At 61.8% G+C, this 19448-nt stretch carries 21 protein-coding genes; 12 read left to right on the forward strand and 9 right to left on the reverse strand.

Annotation, left to right across the window (positions count from 1 at the left end; all coding sequences use genetic code 11):
- The first annotated feature begins 18 nt into the window (after positions 1 to 18).
- Both J2T57_RS03610 and J2T57_RS03615 read left to right on the forward strand, forming a co-directional pair.
- A complete protein-coding gene (locus tag J2T57_RS03610) occupies positions 19 to 1392 on the forward strand; it encodes an acetyl-CoA carboxylase biotin carboxylase subunit (protein ID WP_253474385.1) in 1374 nt (457 codons plus the stop codon).
- A complete protein-coding gene (locus tag J2T57_RS03615) occupies positions 1370 to 2812 on the forward strand; it encodes a pyruvate carboxylase subunit B (RefSeq protein ID WP_253474388.1) in 1443 nt (480 codons plus the stop codon). The genes J2T57_RS03610 and J2T57_RS03615 overlap by 23 nt, the downstream gene beginning before the upstream one ends.
- A gap of 48 nt (positions 2813 to 2860) precedes the next feature.
- Here the strand turns inward: J2T57_RS03615 and J2T57_RS03620 are convergent, their stop codons facing one another.
- The 3 genes from J2T57_RS03620 to J2T57_RS03630 are packed head-to-tail and all read right to left on the reverse strand — an operon-like array spanning position 2861 to position 5217.
- Positions 2861 to 3658 (reverse strand): IclR family transcriptional regulator, encoded by a 798-nt coding sequence (locus tag J2T57_RS03620; RefSeq protein ID WP_253474391.1) that lies wholly within the window; start codon positions 3656 to 3658, stop codon positions 2861 to 2863.
- A 51-nt stretch (positions 3659 to 3709) separates the two neighbouring features.
- Entirely contained in the window at positions 3710 to 4417 is a 708-nt protein-coding gene (locus tag J2T57_RS03625) for a sulfite exporter TauE/SafE family protein (RefSeq protein WP_253474394.1), read from the reverse strand.
- Between the two features lie 32 nt (positions 4418 to 4449).
- Entirely contained in the window at positions 4450 to 5217 is a 768-nt protein-coding gene (locus J2T57_RS03630; RefSeq protein WP_253474397.1) for an SDR family NAD(P)-dependent oxidoreductase, read from the reverse strand.
- A 221-nt stretch (positions 5218 to 5438) separates the two neighbouring features.
- On the opposite strand from J2T57_RS03630, the gene J2T57_RS03635 reads away from it, so the two are divergent.
- The 6 genes from J2T57_RS03635 to J2T57_RS03660 all read left to right on the forward strand — a co-directional run bounded on the left by J2T57_RS03635 (position 5439) and on the right by J2T57_RS03660 (position 12063).
- A complete protein-coding gene (locus J2T57_RS03635) occupies positions 5439 to 6521 on the forward strand; it encodes a TAXI family TRAP transporter solute-binding subunit (protein WP_253474401.1) in 1083 nt (360 codons plus the stop codon).
- A gap of 119 nt (positions 6522 to 6640) precedes the next feature.
- Positions 6641 to 8584, forward strand: coding sequence for a TRAP transporter permease (locus J2T57_RS03640; protein ID WP_253474404.1), 1944 nt, complete (start codon positions 6641 to 6643; stop codon positions 8582 to 8584).
- A gap of 114 nt (positions 8585 to 8698) precedes the next feature.
- Complete coding sequence (locus tag J2T57_RS03645) at positions 8699 to 8986, forward strand: hypothetical protein (RefSeq protein ID WP_253474407.1); 288 nt, start codon at positions 8699 to 8701, stop codon at positions 8984 to 8986.
- A 3-nt stretch (positions 8987 to 8989) separates the two neighbouring features.
- The gene (locus J2T57_RS03650; protein ID WP_253474410.1) at positions 8990 to 10162 is read left to right on the forward strand and encodes a TRAP transporter substrate-binding protein; all 1173 of its coding nucleotides are present in this window, start codon (positions 8990 to 8992) and stop codon (positions 10160 to 10162) included.
- Positions 10163 to 10227: 65 nt separating this feature from the next.
- A complete protein-coding gene (locus J2T57_RS03655) occupies positions 10228 to 10743 on the forward strand; it encodes a TRAP transporter small permease (protein ID WP_253474413.1) in 516 nt (171 codons plus the stop codon).
- 12 nt (positions 10744 to 10755) lie between these two features.
- Positions 10756 to 12063 (forward strand): TRAP transporter large permease, encoded by a 1308-nt coding sequence (locus tag J2T57_RS03660; protein ID WP_253474415.1) that lies wholly within the window; start codon positions 10756 to 10758, stop codon positions 12061 to 12063.
- Positions 12064 to 12137: 74 nt separating this feature from the next.
- Here J2T57_RS03660 and J2T57_RS03665 read toward each other — a convergent pair whose 3' ends face one another.
- The gene (locus J2T57_RS03665) at positions 12138 to 12326 is read right to left on the reverse strand and encodes a hypothetical protein (RefSeq protein WP_253474417.1); all 189 of its coding nucleotides are present in this window, start codon (positions 12324 to 12326) and stop codon (positions 12138 to 12140) included.
- 230 nt (positions 12327 to 12556) lie between these two features.
- On the opposite strand from J2T57_RS03665, the gene J2T57_RS03670 reads away from it, so the two are divergent.
- Both J2T57_RS03670 and J2T57_RS03675 read left to right on the forward strand, forming a co-directional pair.
- Positions 12557 to 13096, forward strand: a complete 540-nt coding sequence (locus J2T57_RS03670; protein WP_301289116.1) for a sulfite exporter TauE/SafE family protein — start codon at positions 12557 to 12559, stop codon at positions 13094 to 13096.
- A 27-nt stretch (positions 13097 to 13123) separates the two neighbouring features.
- Positions 13124 to 14569 carry an amidase gene (locus J2T57_RS03675; RefSeq protein ID WP_253474421.1) on the forward strand — a complete coding sequence of 482 codons (1446 nt, stop codon included), beginning with the start codon at positions 13124 to 13126 and terminating at the stop codon, positions 14567 to 14569.
- 31 nt (positions 14570 to 14600) lie between these two features.
- Here J2T57_RS03675 and J2T57_RS03680 read toward each other — a convergent pair whose 3' ends face one another.
- Positions 14601 to 15146, reverse strand: a complete 546-nt coding sequence (locus J2T57_RS03680) for a superoxide dismutase family protein (protein WP_253474423.1) — start codon at positions 15144 to 15146, stop codon at positions 14601 to 14603.
- A 193-nt stretch (positions 15147 to 15339) separates the two neighbouring features.
- Here J2T57_RS03680 and J2T57_RS03685 point away from each other — a divergent pair, with 193 nt between their 5' ends.
- Positions 15340 to 16089, forward strand: a complete 750-nt coding sequence (locus J2T57_RS03685) for an MFS transporter (RefSeq protein WP_253474425.1) — start codon at positions 15340 to 15342, stop codon at positions 16087 to 16089.
- Here J2T57_RS03685 and moaB read toward each other — a convergent pair whose 3' ends face one another.
- From moaB to J2T57_RS03700, 3 genes are read right to left on the reverse strand one after another with little or no spacing between them, the layout of a single operon-like run.
- Positions 16090 to 16623, reverse strand: a complete 534-nt coding sequence (gene moaB / locus J2T57_RS03690) for a molybdenum cofactor biosynthesis protein B (protein WP_253474427.1) — start codon at positions 16621 to 16623, stop codon at positions 16090 to 16092.
- 3 nt (positions 16624 to 16626) lie between these two features.
- Positions 16627 to 17064 carry a molybdenum cofactor biosynthesis protein MoaE gene (locus tag J2T57_RS03695; protein WP_253474429.1) on the reverse strand — a complete coding sequence of 146 codons (438 nt, stop codon included), beginning with the start codon at positions 17062 to 17064 and terminating at the stop codon, positions 16627 to 16629.
- The gene (locus J2T57_RS03700; RefSeq protein WP_253474432.1) at positions 17061 to 17333 is read right to left on the reverse strand and encodes a MoaD/ThiS family protein; all 273 of its coding nucleotides are present in this window, start codon (positions 17331 to 17333) and stop codon (positions 17061 to 17063) included. Before J2T57_RS03700 ends, J2T57_RS03695 begins: the two co-directional genes overlap by 4 nt.
- A 122-nt stretch (positions 17334 to 17455) precedes the next feature.
- Between J2T57_RS03700 and J2T57_RS03705 the strand changes: the two genes are divergently transcribed.
- Positions 17456 to 17869, forward strand: coding sequence for a SufE family protein (locus J2T57_RS03705; protein ID WP_253474435.1), 414 nt, complete (start codon positions 17456 to 17458; stop codon positions 17867 to 17869).
- A gap of 45 nt (positions 17870 to 17914) precedes the next feature.
- Here J2T57_RS03705 and J2T57_RS03710 read toward each other — a convergent pair whose 3' ends face one another.
- Positions 17915 to 19444 (reverse strand): fumarate hydratase, encoded by a 1530-nt coding sequence (locus J2T57_RS03710; RefSeq protein WP_253474438.1) that lies wholly within the window; start codon positions 19442 to 19444, stop codon positions 17915 to 17917.
- Between the last annotated feature and the right edge of the window lie 4 nt (positions 19445 to 19448).

Raw genomic sequence — 19448 nt, forward strand, 5'->3', positions numbered from 1 at the left:
GCGAGTGGAGGAAACAGTGTGAAGAGTGTCCTGATCGCCAACCGCGGCGAGATCGCCTTGCGGGTGGTCCGTGCCTGTCGGGCCGTTGGCATGCGGGCCATTGCCGTGTATTCGGAGGCTGATCGCCATCAACCACACGTCTGGGCGGCGGACGAGGCTGTCTGTATCGGACCCGCCCCTGCGGCCTCGAGCTACCTGTCGGTGGAACGCCTATTGAGCGCAGCCCAGGGCACTGGCGCCGACGCCATTCATCCGGGATACGGTTTTCTGGCCGAGAACGCCGGGTTTGCCCGTGCCTGCCAGCAGGCTGGACTGGTATTCATCGGGCCGACACCGGAGATCATCGATCTCATGGGTGACAAAGTCAGGGCCCGGCGTGCCGCGAAGAACGCGGGGGTGCCCGTGGTGCCGGGCACAGAAGACGGCTTTCTGCTTGACCAGCTGACGGACGCGCGCCGCCTTGCCGGTGATATCGGTTATCCCCTGTTGCTGAAGGCCGCCGCCGGGGGCGGCGGTCGGGGCATGCGCATCGTCCGCGAGGAAGACGCCTTCGAGGGCGAATTTCGCCAGGCCGCCCGTGAGGCCGAGGCCGCCTTTGGAGACGGAACGGTATTCGTCGAGCGCTATTTCGAGCGCGCACGGCATATTGAAGTGCAGGTGCTCAGTGATCGCCATGGCAACCATATTCACCTGGGTGAGCGGGATTGCACGCTGCAGCGCCGCCACCAGAAGCTTATGGAAGAGAGTCCATCGCCCGCGCTGACCGACGCGCAGCGCGAGGAAGTCTGCGACATGGCCGTGACCCTCTCCCGTGGCTTGCCCTACGAGAATGCCGGCACCGTGGAGTTCCTGTTCGACACCACCACCGGAAAGTTTCATTTCATCGAGATGAACACCCGGATTCAGGTTGAGCACCCTGTCAGCGAACTCGTCACCGGTGTAGACATCGTCGCGGAACAACTGCGCATTGCGGCTGGGGAGCCCATGAGCTGCGCCGCCGGTCTCCCGGGCGGATGGGGACACGCCATCGAGTGGCGCATCAATGCAGAAGACCCGGGACGCGACTTCATGCCGTCGCCGGGGCAAGTAGAGCAATGGGAGCTGCCAACCAGCGCGGCGGTCCGCTTCGATACCCATGTCTATCCGGGGTATCGGGTGCCTACCCATTACGACTCACTACTCGGAAAGCTTCTGGTGGCAGGCGATAACCGTGAGGATGCGCTTGCCCGGTCGCGGCGGGTACTGGAAGCATTCAAAGTGCGTGGCGTGAAAACCACGATCCCCTTTTATCTGCAACTGATGGACGAGGCGGACTTCGCGGCGGGAGATGTGCATACCCGCTGGGTGGATGAGAACATCGGGAGGCTCAATGGCGGCGCCAAAGACCATTAGACTGATTGACGTTACCCTGCGGGACGCGCATCAGTGCCTGTGGGCAACTCGCATGACCACGGCGATGATGAAACCCATCGCCGAGAACCTGGATAACGCCGGCTTCGAAGCCATTGATCTGGTGGGCGGGGCGGTGTTCGACGTGGCGGTACGCTTCCTCAGGGAAGACCCCTGGGAGCGCATGCGCATCCTGAACCAGTGGGTGAAAAAGACCCCGCTGATCCTTCATCATCGTGGGCAGAGCCTCTTTACGTTCAAGTATTTCCCGGACGATGTGGTGGCATTGACTGCCGAGCGAATGGCGGCCAACGGCATTCGCTACCACACCACGTACGACGCGTTGAACGACACCCGCAACCTGGAGGTACCCATCAAGGCCGCGAAGGCTGCGGGCATCTATACCGTGGCGGGGTTCGTCTACACGGTGAGTCCCGTCCACACCGATGAATACTACGTGCAGCGCATCAAGGAAATGATCGCGTTGGGCGCCGATGCCATCTTCCTCAAGGATCCGAGCGGCCTGCTCACACCGGAGCGGGCCATGACCCTGGTGCCCGCCGCCCGCAAGGCCTGCGGCAAACTACCCCTGCAGATACATACCCACTGCCTGTCGGGACTGGCGCCTTACGTCCTGTTGCGCTGTGCCGAATACGGCGCCGATGTTCTGCACACCGCGACATCCACACTCGCCAACGGTGCCTCGCATCCGGCAACAGAATCCGTCGTCCGCAATCTGCACCACTGCGGTTTCAACACCGAGATCGATCTCGCCCAGATCGAGGAGGCCGCCGACAAGCTGCGCTATATCGCGTGGAAGGAAGGCAAGCCAGTGGGTGAGATCAACGAATACGACGAATTTCATTACCAGCACCAAGTGCCAGGTGGAATGATCTCCAATCTCAAGTCGCAACTTGCCGAGATGGGCATGTCGGACCGTCTCGACGAGTTGCTGGAAGAAGCCGCACGGGTACGGGAAGAGTTGGGCTACCCCATTTTGGTCAGTCCCTTTGCACAGTACATTGCGACCCAGGCTTTCCTCAATGTGACCGGCAAGGAGCGATATGGGGCTGTAGCAGACGAAATCCGACAGTACGTGCTCGGTTACTTCGGCAAGGTCGCTGGCCCGATCGATCCAAACCTGTTCGACCGCATCACCCGGGGCAAGGAGGCGGTCACCGGTCGTACCGGCGACTACGTGGCCCCACAGGTGGAGGAATGGCGGAAACGCTACGGTCCGTTCAAGTCCGACGACGACCTGCTGCTGTCCATATTCTACAACGAACAGACCTACGGGGCTCTCAAGGCTGCCGGCCCCATCGACACCCGCTACGCGATGGGGGATTCGCCTGCGGGCGCCCTGGCTCAGGGGATTTCTGATCGACCCTGGATCCGATCGTTTTCGCTTCAGTCCTCCGGCTGAAGGACATTCCCGGCATGGATGCCGGGTTCTCTTACGCGAGTGGTGGAATCAGGCTCCGGGATCGGTGAACGTGACCTCAAGCTTGCGGGCGGCTTCCTTGATGGCAGGGATATGCCTGCGTGCCTCCGCCAGCGTAACGCGGGCCTCCGGGGCAGAGATGGCGACGCCTGCCACGACCTGGCCATTGGGGCCACGGATGGGAACGGCGACGCAGACGACACCGGACATGAACTCCTGATTGTCCACGGATACTCCCTCGAGCCTGATGGCGTCCAACTCGTTTTTCAGACGCTCGACACTTGTAATAGTGTTTTCCGTGTAACGGGTCAGCGGCAGCGTGGCGAGGTATTTCTCGCGCAGACGGTCGGTCATCTGACTGAGAAACATCTTGCCCAGCGCCGTGCAGTGGATGGGCACATGACTGCCCGGCTCGAAACGCAGGCCCAAGGGCCATTTCGCTTCCACGCGATCAATGTAGATAACCTGGCCATTTGCAGTGACCCCGAGGTTACAGGTCTCGCCAGTTGACTCGGCCAAGGCCTCGAGAATGCCGTGGCGTGGGCCCCGCGCAGCTGCAGCCGCCAGTACGTTCAGTGCCAGGGTCACCAAGCGGTCACCCTCTATAAGGCCGCTGCTGCACGGTTCGCGCTTCAGGAAGGCAAAATCCCGGAGGCTTGCAACGATGCGGTGCGCCGTGGGCTTGGCGAGCCCCAGACGTACCGCCACATCTGACGCCGACATCGGGTGGGTCTGGCCGACAATAGTCTCCAGAATGTCCATGGCTTTGGCCAGAGACCCCAGTTTATCGGGCTCCGTCTTCGCCGGGCGGGCACGTGCGGCACGCATATGTGGGCAATCTCCTTGGTTGAACAATGTGACAAGTCTACCGCGACTGCTTCACGTCAGCAGCAGGACCAGCCCCATGGTGAACAACGCGGTCAGTGCGATACGCCGAAACAGGCGTTCGTTCACGTACGGGAACAGTTTCCCCCCGCACCATACGCCCAGGGCAAAAGATGGAGCCAGCACGAGTGGTAGCAGTAATTGTCCCGGGCCAAACGCCCCGGCGAAAAAGAGCCCGATCAGCGACGATCCGGATATAACCACCACGAACAGTGTCAGGTTCGCGCGCGACAGTGGCGCCGGGTCCGGCCCGGACAGCAGATAGATAATGGCGGGTGGCGCGCCAATGCTGGTAGACGCCGTTAGTACCCCAGCGAGCCCGCCCACCGCGAATGAGGTTGCGCGGCGTGGTTCGCCGAGATAGCGGAATCCTGCAAGCAGCAGCAGCGAGAACGTAGCAACAACAACTGCGATGAGTTGCCTGGTCACGGCCGGATCCAGTGCCACGAGTATCCACGCGCCCAGGGGCGCGGTGGCGCAGGCCCCTATGCAGAGCGGCAGCAGCCGTCGGCGACTTGCCAGCCGAGCCGCTGCCGGCAGCATGGGTGCCGCCGCAAAGGTTTCAAGCAAGAGTGTGGTCACCACGGCCTCGTGGGGGCCGATGAGATAGGCAAGGGGCGGTGTCATCACGATGGCACCCCCGAATCCGGTGACACCGCGCATCAATCCGGCAAGGCCGGTGGCGGTGAGCGCTGCGAGCAAGATCCCGATGTCCGAAACGGGCTCCAACTTGGCTAGCTCAATGTCCGGCCGCCGTCCACATGGAACGTCTGGCCAGTAATGAAGGCACCTGCCTCAGAGGCCAGCAGAATCAGCGTTCCGATAATGTCCTCCGGCCGCCCGAACCGACCCATGGGGATGCAATCCAGCGCGTACTGTTCATTGCCTGAATCGGCCAGATAGCGCCGCGTCAGGTCGGTCAGCGTGAGTGCCGGTCCAATGGCATTGACCGTGACCTGATGGGGCGCCCACTCGAGGGCGAGAACACGGGTCAATTGCGTCAAGGCCCCCTTACTGCTTGCGTAGGCCGCGTATTGGGGGTTGGCAACCCGGCTTGAGACAGAGGACAGGGTGATGATTCGGCCTGCACCCGCCGGCACCATCACCCGGCCGGCCGCCTGGGCGATATTGAAGGCTCCACAGGTATTGATATCCATAACCGAACGAAAAGCGGCCGGATCCATATCGAGGGCCGGCGCCACATGAAAACGGCCTGCAGAATTGATGAGTACGTCGAGGCGCCCGTTGGCTGCAACGGCTTCCGCCACCGCAGCCTCACAGGAGTCGGGGTCGGCCACATCCAGGTGGCAAGCGTGGTGCCCTTGACCGGGGAGTGAATCCGCCACGGCGCGCGCCGCACTGGCGTTCAGGTCCGCGATAGTGCAATGAGCACCACGGCTGGCGAACGCTTCGGCAATGGCCCGACCGAGGCCGGCTCCTCCACCCGCGATCTGGACGCTACGCCCAGTGATGTCGAAAAGCGGATCCTGCGCACTCGACATGCGGTATACCTCCCATTGAATCAACGCTTTCCGGCAACAGTCCGCAGACGATAGTTTGTGTGCCCAACGCGTTTGCATATTGACCGAAAATCACATAGTGATAGTATCAATTTCATATAACGATTCAAAATTAACAAATATTAATGTCGGGCAATGAACTCGACACCCTGCCGAGGCTGCCAACAGAAGGGGTCCGGCTTCATGTCCAGGAGGAGATAGCGATGAAATCATTTGTCCTGAAAGGGGCCCTGGGGGCTCTCGCCCTCGGGCTCGGTGGCCTGTCCCTGTTTGCCACGCCCGTTGTTGCTCAACAAGCCGTACCGGTGCTGTTGTGTCCGCAAGGCTGTGGGCCTACGGAATCCGATACAATCCTGATGAACCAGATGATTCGGGACGGCTATCCGGTGGTGTTGCAGCCGCAGGAGACACCGGGCTACATGGCCAACATCCGGATGATGGCCGACCCGAGCATGTGGGAAACCACCGTTTTCAGCACCGAGGACCCGATCATTCAGCTCGCTTTCCGCGGCGGCACGGATGAGATCGAGGAATTCCTCCCGGAGCCGATCCCCATCGATTTTCGTCTGCTCTACGGTGAAGCCTGGTGGGGTCAGGGCAAGTTCTTCGTCACCTTCGATCCGAACATCCGCACCGTGGAAGACATGATGGGCAAGCGGATTTCTCTCGGCCTGCGGAGCCAGAGTGACTGGGGCTTTTTCTCACGCCTGTTTCTGGAGCATGGCTACGGAATCACGCCGGACAACAGCCGCATCAATCACATGACGCCGCCGGCATTGACGCAACAACTCATCGACCGCAACACCGATGTGGCCGTGAGCGTATTCGGCACAGAACCGCGTCTGGAGGAGTGGCTGATCGGCGGTCCCCTGCGCCAGCTGGAGGCAGCCGGGGAATTTCACTACATCGGCATTGAGCCGGAAATCGTCGACAAGGTGAACGAGAAGTTCGACACCACGTTCCTCTCTGTGGCCATCCCTGCCGGCACCCTGCCGCACCAGAACGAAGAGCTGAACGTGGCCGTGAATCGAGGCTTCAAGGCCGTCCATGAGTCCTTCTCCGAGGAGCTGGCCTACCAGATCGTCAAGGGTGTCCTGGAGTACGGGCCACAACTGCAGGATCTGCACCCCTTGTGGGACATCTGGTCGCCCGAGTTGATGCTGCACGGGCTGTCCGAGGAGAACACGCACCCCGGAGCCATTCGCGCCTACAAGGAAGCCGGGCTGTGGCATCTCGCCACAGAGACCTACGCCGACTACCAGGTAACGTACCCGGAAGCGCGCTAGGACGAACCGGCCATTCAGGCGCCTGTTTGCTGTCCCGGCAGACAGGCGCCTGATCTCCGCACCGTGCCGACCCAGGCAAGGCACGGGTTGCAGATCCAGGCAGCGTCACGAGGGCAGGCATGGAAAATCAGGGTAACGTGGCCGTCGGATGGATGGCGGCACGCCGGCTCACGAGCGTCTTGTTCACCCTGTTCGGGCTTGGGCTCACCGCCTATCTGGCGGGAGCAGCTCTGGGTTACTCGCCAGGTTCGTCCGAGCACTACTCCAATTTCATCTTCGCCATCATGGTGATGGCAGGTCTGTTGGCGATCCGTGTCCAACTGGATGAGAAAATCGCGTTCCAGGCCTCACGATTGTTCTGGTTCTGGCTGGTGCTGGGCATTTGCGGCCTCGTCCTGGGCACCTTCAGTTTCGGCTATATTCGCATTCACGCGGCCAGACTGGAGGTAGCGCAGCCGTTCTTCGCTGATTTCGATCTGACCGTTGGGTACATCATGATTGCGGCGGTGCTGATTCTGCACTGGCTGCACTGGGGTTGGCTGCTGACAACGATCATTGGCGCAGCCATTGTCTATTTTTTCTTCGGTCACAACATCAGCAATGTGTTGTTTACCCACCCGCCCTACAGCCCGGCCTTCGTACTGAACTACATGGGGCTTGGCACCACCCAGGGGTTCTACTGGCTGGCGCAAGTGGCCGCCGACGCGATCTACTTCCTGGTCCTCTACGCGGCCATTCTGCTCGGCGTCGGCATCCTCGACATGATCATGGAAATCGGTAAGGCAGGTGGCCGCAAGGTGCCTGGCGGTGCCGCATTCGCCTCCATCTTCGGTAGTGGTGTAGTGGGTTCCGTGATGGGGCAGGCGGTGTCCAACGTGGTGATGACGGGGCGTCTCACCATCCCGATGATGAAGCGCTATGGTTATCGACCGTCCATGGCCGGGGCGATCGAGGCGACGGGGTCCACGGTGGGGCAGATCATGCCGCCGATCCTTGGGCTTGCGGGGTTCATCATCGCGTCGATGCTGAACCGACCGTACATCGAGGTCGCGCTGGCGGCGCTGATCCCGGGGCTGCTCTACATGACTGGCGTACTGTTCGGGGTATTGGTATACGCCCGAAGAAACCAGCTCGCAAAGCTGACAGAGCCGGTCAACATGACGGTCGTGTATCGCCTGACACCGACTTTCCTATTCTCCTTCGGAGTCGTGCTCATCCTGTTGCTGGGTTATCGCTCTCCCGCCTACGCCGGCCTGATGGGCATTGGTGTCGCGTTGGTCTTGTGCTGCCTTCAGGGGCCATACCGGCCAAGCCTTGACGCATTGCGGAAGGCACTGGATGAAGGCTTTGTGCTGGTCACCGTGCTGTCCTTGCTGCTTATCGCCATCGGCGCCCTGGGGCAGACGGTGATGACGACCAATCTCTCAGGCCGCATCGGCGCAGTTCTGGTTCAGGTTCTGCCGGACATAGAAATTCTTTTGCTACTAGGCGCGATGGGGGTGTCGATCATTCTGGGGATGGGGCTGCCCACGCCGGTTGCCTATCTGGTTGCCTCCCTCGCGATGGTGCCGTTCCTGCAGCAGATCGGTGTGCCAGCGCTGCAGGCGCACTTCTTCGTGTTCTATTTTGCCGTATTCTCCACACTCACACCGCCGGTGGCGGTGAGCGTGCTCGCCGCGGCGAAGCTGTCCGGTGCCGGATTCTGGGCCACCGCACTGCATTCGATGAAGCTCTCACTTGCGACTTTCATCGTTCCCTTCGCCTTCGTTTACCGACCGGAACTCATGACCTTCCCCAGCGTGACGGGGGCAACACTGATTGCCATAGGGGAAGTCCTGCTGCTCCAGGGAGCATTCGCGCTTGCGGCCTACGGGTATCTGATACGCGCCCTGGCGGGCTGGGAGCGGCTGATCTTTGCCATCGTCGGAGTATGCGGCTTCATGTACCTGACCACCGATGTGCTGGCCTACGAGTTCGTGTTCTTCGGCGGGTCGCTGTTGCTGATTGCCTGGCTCTTCATCACGCGCAACAGGCAACTCGTTGTGGGGGATCAGACACTGTAGTCGCCACTTGCGGGGCACCCGAGGCTGGACTATAGATGCTCTGACAACAAAGAAAAAAACTGCGATTACGGTGCCATGACAACGGCCTCGATCGCGGATTGATGCGGAGGAGTCATGGTGTCATCCGAAGCGTCGCGTCGGCGCCTGACCGTGATTGTGCGGGTGGCGTTATCAGCCAGCGTGCTCGCCTTTTCCCTTTACTTCCTGAATATCCTGCTCGGCAAGTTCGCGGCCCAGCTCGGGGAGCTTGCTTCCCTGCGCGTGGCCCGGGTAGCTGAGTTTCTGCTGCTGTTTACATCGGCCGTGTTATTCGTGATCGCCGCCCTGGCAGCTGAGGCCAGAGACCGACCTGTCCCGTCAAGTCCAATACAACAAAGCGCAATAAAACAACGCGAGGAGTAGATCATGGACAAACAAAAGAGGATCAGTGGCGCGGTAGATGATGGGCCTGTCTCCGAGGAACGGCGACGGTTCTTCGAGCTCTGTGGCCGCTACGGATTCACGGCCGCTGTCGTGGCCGCCGCCGGCGGTGTGCTGTTGTCCCCGCAGGCATCGGCACAAACTGCGCAGGAAGAGCGCGAGCGGCGGGACGCCGCCCAGGTAACCATGACACTGGCGACGGAGTACCGCATCGGCGCGACCCGCTGGTATCCCTTGATGCAGTTGAATCTCAAGGAAAACATCCAGAACGCCACCAACGGCTACGTTTACGTAAGGCTGGCCCCCGCCGGTCAGCTCGGCATGGGGTCTGCCCTGGCTCAGGGCGTGCAATCCAACACCATTCAGGCGGCTCAGCACTCCATCGCCAATTTCTCGCCCTTTGCGCCAGAAGTGGATCTGATCAACATTCCTTACTGGTGTGGTCAGAACCAGGAGTTCGTCAACCTGGTCACCTCTGACGCCTGGAAGAGCGTGGTGCACCCCAAGGCTGAGGAACGTGGCTTCAAGGTCCTGCTGTATCTGGTGCTTGACCCGCGCACAGTTGCCGCCCGGCGAGGTCTGCAGCGCGCCCCATTAAAAACTCCAGAGGATCTGCGCGGCATCAAGTTCCGCGTGCCCGCCTCCGAGATCCTCCAGCAATTCTACACCCTGGCAGGCGCCAACCCGACGCCGGTTGCATGGGGCGAAACACCGTCCGCCATACAGCAGGGTGTGGCGGATGCCTTGGACCCGGCAGTGGTCGCGCTGTATTCCAACGGCTTCAAGGACATCCTCTCCTGGATCACCTTCAACAAGCCGGTGCCCGATTCTCAGGTGTATTCCTGCAATCTGTCCTGGTTCCGCGGGCTGCCATCGGAGGTTCAGGAGCAGATCGACTTTGCCAGCGAGATCACATTCCAGCAGAACCTTGCGCAGGTGCCAGCCTCACGCGCTTATGCGATGGCCGAGATGGCAGAGGCCGGCGTGCAGTTTTACACCCCAACCGACGATGAGTTGGCGCAATGGGTCGAGGCTTGCGGCGCCCAGCGCCCCGAATGGAATTCCATCAAGGAAGATCTGGCCGGGTCACTCGCCGCATTTGACCGCATGGCGGAGGCCGCCCAGGAGCGAGGGCGGTTCTACGTGCACGACGTCTGATCGTCGATGGCGACACCGGTCCGACGGGCCGGTGTCATGATCACTGCCAACTTCCGGAAGAACGCATGAGGAAGCTCTTGACCCTGATCGACAGGGACGGCGAGCGCTGGCTGTTGCTGGTGCTCTACATCTACGTAGTCGCGGTGATCTTCATCGAGGTGGTTCGTCGTTTCGTGCTGGACTATTCGTCGATCTGGGGCGAGGAGACGGCACGCTATGCATTCATTTACCTGGTGTGGATCGGGGCGGCGGCTGCTGTCCGGGATCGTGCCCATATACGAATCGATGTGCTGCTGACGTTTCTGCCTCCCCGGGCGCGGGCCGCGATATCCCTGCTGGGTGACCTGCTGGTGGGAGCCCTCGCTGCATTGATCTTCTATCTCTCCCTGCATCCGTTCCTGAGTGCGATCCAGTTCGGGTCCGTCACCGAAGGGCTTCGGGTCATGCGCGCCTGGGTGCTGTTCGCGATTCCGTTCGGCTTCGCGCTGCTAATGCTGCGCGTAGCGCAGTCGATCTATTTCGATCTTTCGGACCTGCGGGCGGGTCGCGCACCCCGTGCGGGCCGGAAGCTGTTCGACTGAGGGGGCGGACGCATGTATATACCGGAGGCCTTCGGCGCCACGGAACTGGGCTGGGAGATACTCGGCCCCTTGTTGCTCATGGCGCTGCTGTTCGCCTTGGCGGTGCCCGTATGGGCATCGCTGGGGCTGACCGCCGTGATCATCCTGTGGCTGACCGGCGCACTTCCCCTGGGCCTGATCGGCGAATCGGTGTTCCATGGTCTGGACGCATTTGCCCTGATTGCGATTCCCCTGTTCGTGCTCACCGGGGATGTGCTGGTGCGCACGGGCCTCTCCGTGAAGTTGCTGAACATCGCAGAAGCGACCATGGGCAGTGTGCGATCGGGGCTAGGAACATCAACCGTCCTGGGCTGCGGTTTCTTTGCCTGCATCTCCGGCTCAGACGCCGCAGGGGCGGCAGCGGTGGGGCGCATCACCATCAGTCGCCTGATCGACAGCGGATACTCTCCGGCTTACGCCTGTGCCCTGGTGGCTTCGGGTGCCTGTACCGGCATTCTCATACCACCCTCCATTGCCTACATCATCATCGGCATGGTGCTCGGGATATCAACGTCCACGTTATTTCTGGCAGCTGCCGTACCCGGTGTGCTGATCATGGCGTCCATCATGATCACCAATGCGATCATGAATCGGATCAACGGCTACGAGCATGCGCGCCGGCGATTCGTCTTTCGCGAGTGGCTTGCCGCCGTGTGGGACGGGCGTTATGCCCTGCTGATCCCTATCATCATTTTCGGTGGAATCTATTCCGGCATCTTCACGCCCACGGAGGCGGCGGCGGTCGCCGTGGTCACCACGATAGCCGTCGGCCTGTTCCAGGGCACTTTCCGGCTGCGGGACTTTCCGGGCACACTCGAAGGTTCGGCCAAAGTGTGTGGTGTGATCGTGCCGATTATTGCTGTAGCCCTGCCGCTGGCGCAGGTATTGGCAATCAACGACGTGCCCCAGAGCCTCATCGCCTCGGTCAATGCCCTCACTGAAAACCCCACGCTTATCATTCTGATGATGCTGGGCGTGTTCATTCTTGCCGGCTGCGTTATGGAAACTACGCCGAACATTGTGATTCTGGCCCCCATCATGTTGCCACTGGCCCAATCCATCGGCATGAATGACATCCATTTCTGTATCTTCATGATCACGTCCCTCGGAATCGGCTTTATCACGCCGCCGCTGGGTCTGAATCTGTTCGTGATCTCCGGTATCACTGGGCAGCCGGTGCTCTCCATTGCGGCGAAGGCCGTGCCCTTCGTGCTGGCCATGCTAGCGGTTGTCCTGTTGCTGGCCTTCGTGCCGGAGCTCTCCCTGTTTCTGTTGCGGTGAAGGGCGCCGTAAAACGAAATGGGGCCATGCCTCAACGCGGCATGGCCCCATCATTCGGGTAAACTTGGCGAGTCTCAGCGGGAGACGGCGGAATCGTCGTCAATGGCGGTATCCCGCTTGTCCATGTTGGCCTGCAGTCGGCGAGCCTGGCGTAAGATCAGGCTGGAGACCGCACTAAAGAGACTGAAGATGCCCGCCAACGCGGCATTCGCGACGTGCATCTCGACGACGCGACCGTTATGGGCAACGGCGATGGATTCCATGCCAGGCATCCTTGCGAGGGTATGCGCCGTGTCGCGGGCTTTGGTTTCAGAGTCACAATTCAGTTGGAAAGTGGGTTTCATCGGTTGGTTCCCCCGTTTGATGCAACGCAATATACTGGAAATGGTGCGCTGCAGCAAGCCATTTTCGGAGGACGCCCCTGCAGTCATCTTCTGCCAAACGCTTTGCTGGCGGGGCTCAAGGGGCGGGATCCGTCAGTTCATTCAGACCAATGAGGCACCAAGAACGTGGAATTCGCCGGTTCCGCCTTTATCGTGCTGGCAGCATCGATTCTGCAGGCCTGCACCGGGTTCGGCTTTTCCGTGCTTGCCACGCCATTTCTCCTGTTATCCTTGTGCTCACTGCACTGCTGATTCTGAACGTCACTGTGCGCAAGACCGATCGTCGCGACCGGGTGGCCGGCGGCGCCTCGGGGATGCTCACGGCCGCCATCGGGATGCCCGGGCCGCCTATCCTGCTGTACTTCGCTGGCTCGCGCCTCGAAAAGTCACTGTTGCGGGGGACATCGCTCGGTTGCGTTCTCTATATCTACTCCCTCGCCCTCTTCCTGCAGATCCTGTTCGGCTCCACCAACGCCACTATCTGGTGGACCGCGCTAGCCCTGGTGCCCGTTACCCTGTTCGGTACGTGGTTGGGAGAGCGCCTGTTCCATATGGTGAGTCAGGCTCTCTCCCGCATGGCGACCTACGTGATTCTGATGGTCACTGACGCCTATCTGCTATACACATCGCTGTCGGTTATACAGGGATAACCGAAGCCATACCCAACGGAGGGTGCCATGGGATCACCCATGAAGGTTCTGACCCGAGCCTCCGCGCTGGAGCTTGCAGGTTGGGTACGTCGCGGTGAACTCTCAGCCACCGAGGTCGTAACCGCGCATCTGGAACGTATCGATACGCTGAATCCACGCATTAACGCCTTCTGCACGGTGACCCACGAGTCGGCACTGGCAGCAGCACATGATCTGGATCAGCGACTTGCCGCCGGGGAACACGCCGGCTTGCTCGCCGGTGTCCCTATCGGGCTCAAGGACTTGACGCCGACGCGAGGTATTCGCACGACACGAGGCTCGCGACTGTTTGCGAACCACGTGCCGGAGGCAGACGCTGAAATCGTGCGGCGTCTGCGCCAGCAGGGCGCCATCGTGGTGGGCAAGACCAACACACCGGAATTTGGCCACAAGGGTGTGACCGACAACCAGCTGTTCGGGCCGACACGCAACCCATGGCGGCCCGATCTTGTCGCCGGGGGTTCCAGTGGCGGTTCAAGCGCGGCGGTGGTGGCAGGCATGGTGCCACTGGCGGAAGGTAGCGATGGGGCCGGCTCTATCCGGATTCCGGCGGCCCTCTGTGGCTGTGTCGGCATGAAACCGAGCTTCGGGCGTGTGCCGGATGTCGCGACGCCGTTCTCGAGCCATTCTCCGTTTTTCCACAATGGAGCGCTGTCGCGTTCGGTCGCCGATTGTTGCCTCATGCTGAAGGTGATGGCCGGGTTCTTTGCAGGGCATCCTTTCTCTGTCCCGGACGACGGCCTGGTCTGGGATATCGTGGAAGAGTCAGAGCCGCCCCTGCGCATTGCCTACAGCCCGGACCTTGGCTACTTCCCGATTGAGAGCGAGGTGGCGTCCCGATGTACGGACGCGCTTGCCCACCTGGAGAAGGCTGGTTGTCGGATCGAGGAGGTGTCGGTACCGCTTGATGCAAGCGTGGAAGACAGCTTCATGACCTTCTGGCGCTTGAAGAGTGTCGCACAGTACGGGCATCTGTCCTCGGACGAACTGGCCCTTCTGGAGCCTCGGGTCCGGCAACTTATCGCAGAGGGGCGTGAACTGGGCGCGAACGATCTTGCCCGGGCAAACCGCGAGCGCGAGCGGGTCTGGCAAGTATTTCGTTCGGTGTTCGATGCGTATGACCTGCTGTTGACCCCAACCACCGCGGTTGCGGCGTTCCCCCTGGACGGAGCCCCCCCAACCTTGATCAACCGTCAGCCGGTTAATCCGTTGATCGGCTGGTTCCTGACTTACCCCGTGAACCTTACGGGGCATCCCGCCGCGTCCGTGCCTTGCGGGATGACGGATGGCGGGCTACCGGTGGGCCTGCAGATCATCGGGCCACGGCTTGCCGACCGCTCGGTACTGACACTGGCGGCCATGGTGGAACGGCTGCTGCCATGGCCCATGCCGAGCGACCGGCTCTTGCGAGAAGAAACAGACGGGCGTGTGTGAATGGTGCCACACACCCGCCCTATCGGGCCCTTCAGTCGGACACGATCACACCGCAGGCAATCCGGGCCCCTGCCCCGCCAATGGGCTGGGTCACGTGGTCGTCCGGATTCTCGTGAATCACCAGCGCTGCACCATCGTCATCCAGCATCTGCGCACCGAAACTGCCGTCCAGGCTGGCGCGTTCGTTGAACAACTCGGCCCAGGCGTAGCCGTTGTCATGAACGTAGAAGTTGGTGAAGTCACCCGCATCGGGGCCATCCGGATTCATCAGGCCGTGGGTGCGCCCCTCGGGGTTGAGATGACCACCGGAGTCCTGAAAGCCGTGATCGTGATCATCACAGGTGCCGACGCTGTGGATGTGAATGGCCTTGGGCCCCGGGGGCAGGCCTTCCAGTTCCAGATTGAACAGCGTGCCATTCGGCCCCTGTCGAATAACCACCTGGCCGATCTCCTGCCCTTCATTATCGATCAGGTTGGCAGTCGCCCGTGCCGACACATGCTCATCCGTCGCTGCGCTGGCAAGGGACAGGGGAATCAGGGCAAGCAGACATGCAACGCCTGCGGTCAAGGTTCTCATGACTTTCTCCTCAAAGGTTCGAATCCATCCGAAAGTGTGGCCGAGGCCGGAGACGTGACATCACTGGCTTCGGTACGCCAAGCATAGGCGGCAGCGAAGACGGTGCAAGCCACACCCCAATGGGTTCGCCATCACTGGCGGTTGCGGAAATCCGCGGCTAGACTGTCGCCCCGCCATCGACGAGGCCATAGCGTTGCACCCCTACACATCCCGCCGGCAGCCCGACGACAGCCTGCTCCGCCCCGACATCCTGCTGGTTATCGCAGCCGCCGCATGCATCGTTGCGCTGGGCATGGGCATGCGTCAGGCCTTTGGGCTGTTCATGCCCTCGGTCACCGGCGAATTGGGAGGTGGCCGCGAGATGTTCGGCCTCGCCATCGCCCTGCAGAACCTCCTGTGGGGGCTGTCCCAGCCCGGGGTTGGCATGCTGGCGGACCGTTACGGTAGCCGTCTCGTCGCCGCCTGCGGTGGCCTGGATGCCAGCGTGGGTGCCGCCGCACTGGCGCTGGTGGGGCTGTTCAACATGATCGGCTCGCTCACCTTCGGCGGGCTTGGCGACCGCCTGCCCAAGCCCAAGCTGTTGAGTGCGCTCTACGCCGGGCGGGTGGTGGTGATCATCGCGTTTCTGCTGACACCGCTCACAACCGCCAGCACGCTGATCTTCAGTGCGGCAATCGGCTTTCTGTGGCTCGGCACGGTGCCGCTCACCAGCGGCCTTGTAGCGCAGATATTCGGCCCACGCTATCTCAGCAGCCTGTTCGGCATCGTGTTCCTGAGCCACCAACTCGGCAGCTTCTCCGGCGCCTGGCTGGGCGGCTGGATCTTCGAGATCGCCGGCAGCTACGACATGGTGTGGATACTGGCGGTTGTACTCGGCGTGCTGGCCACGGCCCTGCATCTGCCGATCTCAGACAAGGCATTGCCGAAACCGGCAACCGCCTGATCAGCGCTCGCGCATTCGCGGGATCAGCGAGACGAAATTGCAGGGTTTGGTGCGCAGGTCGAGCTGCGGTTGCAGGATGCCATCCCAAGCCGTCCGGCAGGCGCCGGACGAACCCGGCAGGCAGAACACCAGCGTGCCGTTGGCAACACCACCCACAGCCCGGGATTGCACCGTGGAGCTGCCGATGTCCTGGAACGAGAGATACCGGAACAGTTCGCCAAATCCCTCCACCTCCGCGTCAAGCAGGGGGCGCACCGCCTCGGGTGTGGTGTCGCGGCCGGTAATGCCGGTGCCGCCGGTGGAAATCACCACCCGCACCGATTCATCGGCGATCCAGCGGGACACTTCCGCCCGCACCTGGTAGATATCGTCGGGGACGATGCGCTTCTCCACCAGCTCATGGCCAGCCTTGCGCAGGCGCTCCACCAGCAGATCACCGGATTTGTCGTCCGCCTCGGTGCGGCTGTCGGAGACGGTGAGCACCGCGATGGGCAGGGCCAGGAATCCGTTGTCGTCAGGTTGCCGTTCGCTCATGGATCAGTCTTTCTCCTGTGCCGTCTCAAGCGGCACCCCATCCTGGAAGGCGGTGCTGCCGTCGGTGTAGAAGTCTTCCTTCCACACCGGTAACCGGACCTTTAGGGTATCGATGGCATACCGCGCCGCATCGAAGGCATCGCCACGGTGGTGCGCCCGAACCACCACCAGCACACTGGATTCACCGATTTCGAGTTTGCCGGTGCGGTGCACGATGCGGCACTCCTGCACGCCGAACTTGTCCCGGGTTTCCTGTTCCAGGTCCTCGAGAACCTTCTCGGCCATGGGCCCGTAGGCGGAGTAACTCATCCCGGCAACGCCACGGCCACCGTGGTGATTGCGCACGGTGCCGGAGAAAACCACCATGGCACCGCAGGTATCGTTTTCGGTCTCCTGCATCAGTGCATCGAGATCAAGGGACGCTTCGGTGATTCGGCTCATGGTGCTTCCTCCCGCAGGCCGTGGCTGCCGCCGCTGACCGGCGGCAGCAGCACCAGCGGCTTGTCAGTGTCGATGGCCTGGTTACGGCGCACGAGGCGATCCCCCTGGGCGCAGGCAAGGCGTGGCAGGTGGGGTTCCAGCGCCGGCACCTCCTGGCGCAGATGCTCCAGCGCATCGCCTACCGTGCAGCCGGGCTCAACGCCCGACAACTCCAGTCGCTTGCCGCCTGCAGCCTGTTGCAGCACGCCATAGAACTCGACAACGAGCATGTGGTCTCCCGGTATGAGGTGAACGTTGCGAGATTATGCCATAGCCCGGAGGCAGGCCCAGCGTCCCGGTAACGGGGCCGATATGTTACCTTTGGTGACCGAAATTCGCCTGGAGAACCCCCATGACCATTGATGACCTGGTCGAGAGTTTCGAATTCCTGGATAACTGGGAGGATCGTTACCGCCTGCTCATCGATATGGGCCGCGAACTGCCGGAGTTTCCCGAGGAGGCGCGGATCGAGGAAAACCGGGTCGAGGGTTGCACCAGCAATGTCTGGTTGGTCCACGATACCGAGGACGGCGCTGCGCCGCGTATTCGCTTCCAGGCGGACAGCGATGCCTTTATCGTCAAGGGGCTGATTGCGGTGATCCTGATGGCCTATTCGGGCCGCACGCCGGAGGAAATCCGGCAAACGGATATCGAAGCACTGTTCACCAAGCTCGGCCTGGAGCAGCAGCTCACGCCCAACCGCCGCAACGGCTTCTTCGCCATGGTGGAGCGCATTCACGAAATAGCGGATCGGGAAGCCGCCTGAAGAGAGGACCACCCGCCAGAGCAGGGGGTGGTCTGAGTAGCACGCCTAGGCGGGCTCGGTCACCACGGGGATCTTGCCGATCTTCTCCCGCCAGATGCGCGGGCCCGCCTCATGGACGGATTCACCCGCACTGTCCACCGCCACGGTGACCGGCATATCCTCGACTTCGAACTCGTGGATTGCCTCCATGCCCAGATCCTCGAAGGCCACAACCCGCGACTTGCGGATGGCCTTCGACACCAGGTAGGCGGCACCGCCTACCGCCATGAGATACACCGCCTTGTGCTTGCGGATGGACTCCACGGTGGCCGGGCCACGCTCGGCCTTGCCGATCATGCCGAGCAGGCCGGTCTTGTCGAGCATCATGTCGGTGAACTTGTCCATGCGGGTGGCCGTTGTCGGCCCTGCCGGCCCCACAACCTCATCGCGCACCGGGTCCACAGGCCCGACGTAATAGATGAAGCGGTTGTGGAAATCGACACCTTCCGGCAATGCCTCGCCGCGGGCGAACATGTCGGCAATACGCTTGTGGGCGGCATCGCGGCCGGTGAGCATCTTGCCGGAGAGCAGAAGCGTCTCACCCGGCTTCCACGACGCCACTTCCTCCGGCGTGACGGTGTCGAGATTGACCCGCCGCGCAGTGTCGCCAGCCGCCCAGGTCACCTCAGGCCAGTCGTCCAGGGACGGCGGATCCAGCGCCACGGGGCCGGACCCATCCAGCACGAAATGGGCATGCCGGGTGGCGGCGCAGTTGGGGATCATGGCCACAGGCAGGTTGGCAGCGTGGGTGGGGTAATCCAGCACCTTGACGTCCAGCACGGTGGTCAGCCCGCCCAGGCCCTGGGCGCCGATACCAAGCTGATTCACCTTCTCGAAGAGTTCGAGGCGCAGTTCTTCTGCGCGGTTGCTCGGCCCACGGGCCTGCAACTCGTGAATATCGATGGACTCCATGCAGGCCTGCTTGGCCAGCACCATGGACTTTTCCGCCGTGCCACCGATGCCGATGCCCAGTATGCCCGGCGGGCACCAGCCAGCGCCCATGGTGGGCACCGTCTTCAAAACCCAGTCGACAATACTGTCAGAGGGATTGAGCATGGCGAACTTGGCCTTGGCCTCTGATCCACCGCCCTTGGCGGCAAGCTCCACCTCGACCTTGTCGCCGGGCACGAGTTGCATGTGGATTACCGCAGGGGTGTTGTCGCCGGAATTGCGACGCCGGCCGGCGGGGTCTTCCAGCACCGAGGCGCGAAGGACATTGTCCTCGTTCTTGTAGGCACGACGCACCCCCTCGTTGACCATGTCCTCCACGCCCATGTCGGCGTCCCAGCGCACATCCATGCCCACCTTCAGAAACACCGTGACGATACCCGTGTCCTGGCAGATGGGGCGCCGCCCCTCCGCGCACATACGGGAGTTGATCAGAATCTGGGCCATGGCGTCCTTGGCGGCGCTGGATTCCTCACGCTCGTAGGCTTCGCTGACCGCGCGCACGAAGTCAGCCGGGTGATAGTAGGAGATGTACTGCAGGGCGTCGGCAACGCTCTGGATCAGGTCGTCCTGGCGGATGGTGGTCATCGCG

The organism is Natronocella acetinitrilica, assembly GCF_024170285.1.
GTDB lineage: Bacteria > Pseudomonadota > Gammaproteobacteria > Nitrococcales > Aquisalimonadaceae > Natronocella > Natronocella acetinitrilica.

Bases quoted from the DNA above. Each gene is read 5' to 3' on its own strand.
- J2T57_RS03615 (WP_253474388.1), top strand. From the start codon at position 1,370: ATGGCGGCGCCAAAGACCATTAGACTGATTGACGTTACCCTGCGGGAC.
- J2T57_RS03620 (WP_253474391.1), bottom strand. From the start codon at position 3,658: ATGCGTGCCGCACGTGCCCGCCCGGCGAAGACGGAGCCCGATAAACTG.
- J2T57_RS03630 (WP_253474397.1), bottom strand. From the start codon at position 5,217: ATGTCGAGTGCGCAGGATCCGCTTTTCGACATCACTGGGCGTAGCGTC.
- J2T57_RS03635 (WP_253474401.1), top strand. From the start codon at position 5,439: ATGAAATCATTTGTCCTGAAAGGGGCCCTGGGGGCTCTCGCCCTCGGG.
- J2T57_RS03640 (WP_253474404.1), top strand. From the start codon at position 6,641: ATGGAAAATCAGGGTAACGTGGCCGTCGGATGGATGGCGGCACGCCGG.
- J2T57_RS03645 (WP_253474407.1), top strand. From the start codon at position 8,699: ATGGTGTCATCCGAAGCGTCGCGTCGGCGCCTGACCGTGATTGTGCGG.
- J2T57_RS03650 (WP_253474410.1), top strand. From the start codon at position 8,990: ATGGACAAACAAAAGAGGATCAGTGGCGCGGTAGATGATGGGCCTGTC.
- J2T57_RS03655 (WP_253474413.1), top strand. From the start codon at position 10,228: ATGAGGAAGCTCTTGACCCTGATCGACAGGGACGGCGAGCGCTGGCTG.
- J2T57_RS03660 (WP_253474415.1), top strand. From the start codon at position 10,756: ATGTATATACCGGAGGCCTTCGGCGCCACGGAACTGGGCTGGGAGATA.
- J2T57_RS03665 (WP_253474417.1), bottom strand. From the start codon at position 12,326: ATGGAATCCATCGCCGTTGCCCATAACGGTCGCGTCGTCGAGATGCAC.
- J2T57_RS03670 (WP_301289116.1), top strand. From the start codon at position 12,557: ATGAGGCACCAAGAACGTGGAATTCGCCGGTTCCGCCTTTATCGTGCT.
- J2T57_RS03675 (WP_253474421.1), top strand. From the start codon at position 13,124: ATGGGATCACCCATGAAGGTTCTGACCCGAGCCTCCGCGCTGGAGCTT.
- J2T57_RS03680 (WP_253474423.1), bottom strand. From the start codon at position 15,146: ATGAGAACCTTGACCGCAGGCGTTGCATGTCTGCTTGCCCTGATTCCC.
- moaB (WP_253474427.1), bottom strand. From the start codon at position 16,623: ATGAGCGAACGGCAACCTGACGACAACGGATTCCTGGCCCTGCCCATC.
- J2T57_RS03695 (WP_253474429.1), bottom strand. From the start codon at position 17,064: ATGAGCCGAATCACCGAAGCGTCCCTTGATCTCGATGCACTGATGCAG.
- J2T57_RS03700 (WP_253474432.1), bottom strand. From the start codon at position 17,333: ATGCTCGTTGTCGAGTTCTATGGCGTGCTGCAACAGGCTGCAGGCGGC.
- J2T57_RS03705 (WP_253474435.1), top strand. From the start codon at position 17,456: ATGACCATTGATGACCTGGTCGAGAGTTTCGAATTCCTGGATAACTGG.
- J2T57_RS03710 (WP_253474438.1), bottom strand. From the start codon at position 19,444: ATGACCACCATCCGCCAGGACGACCTGATCCAGAGCGTTGCCGACGCC.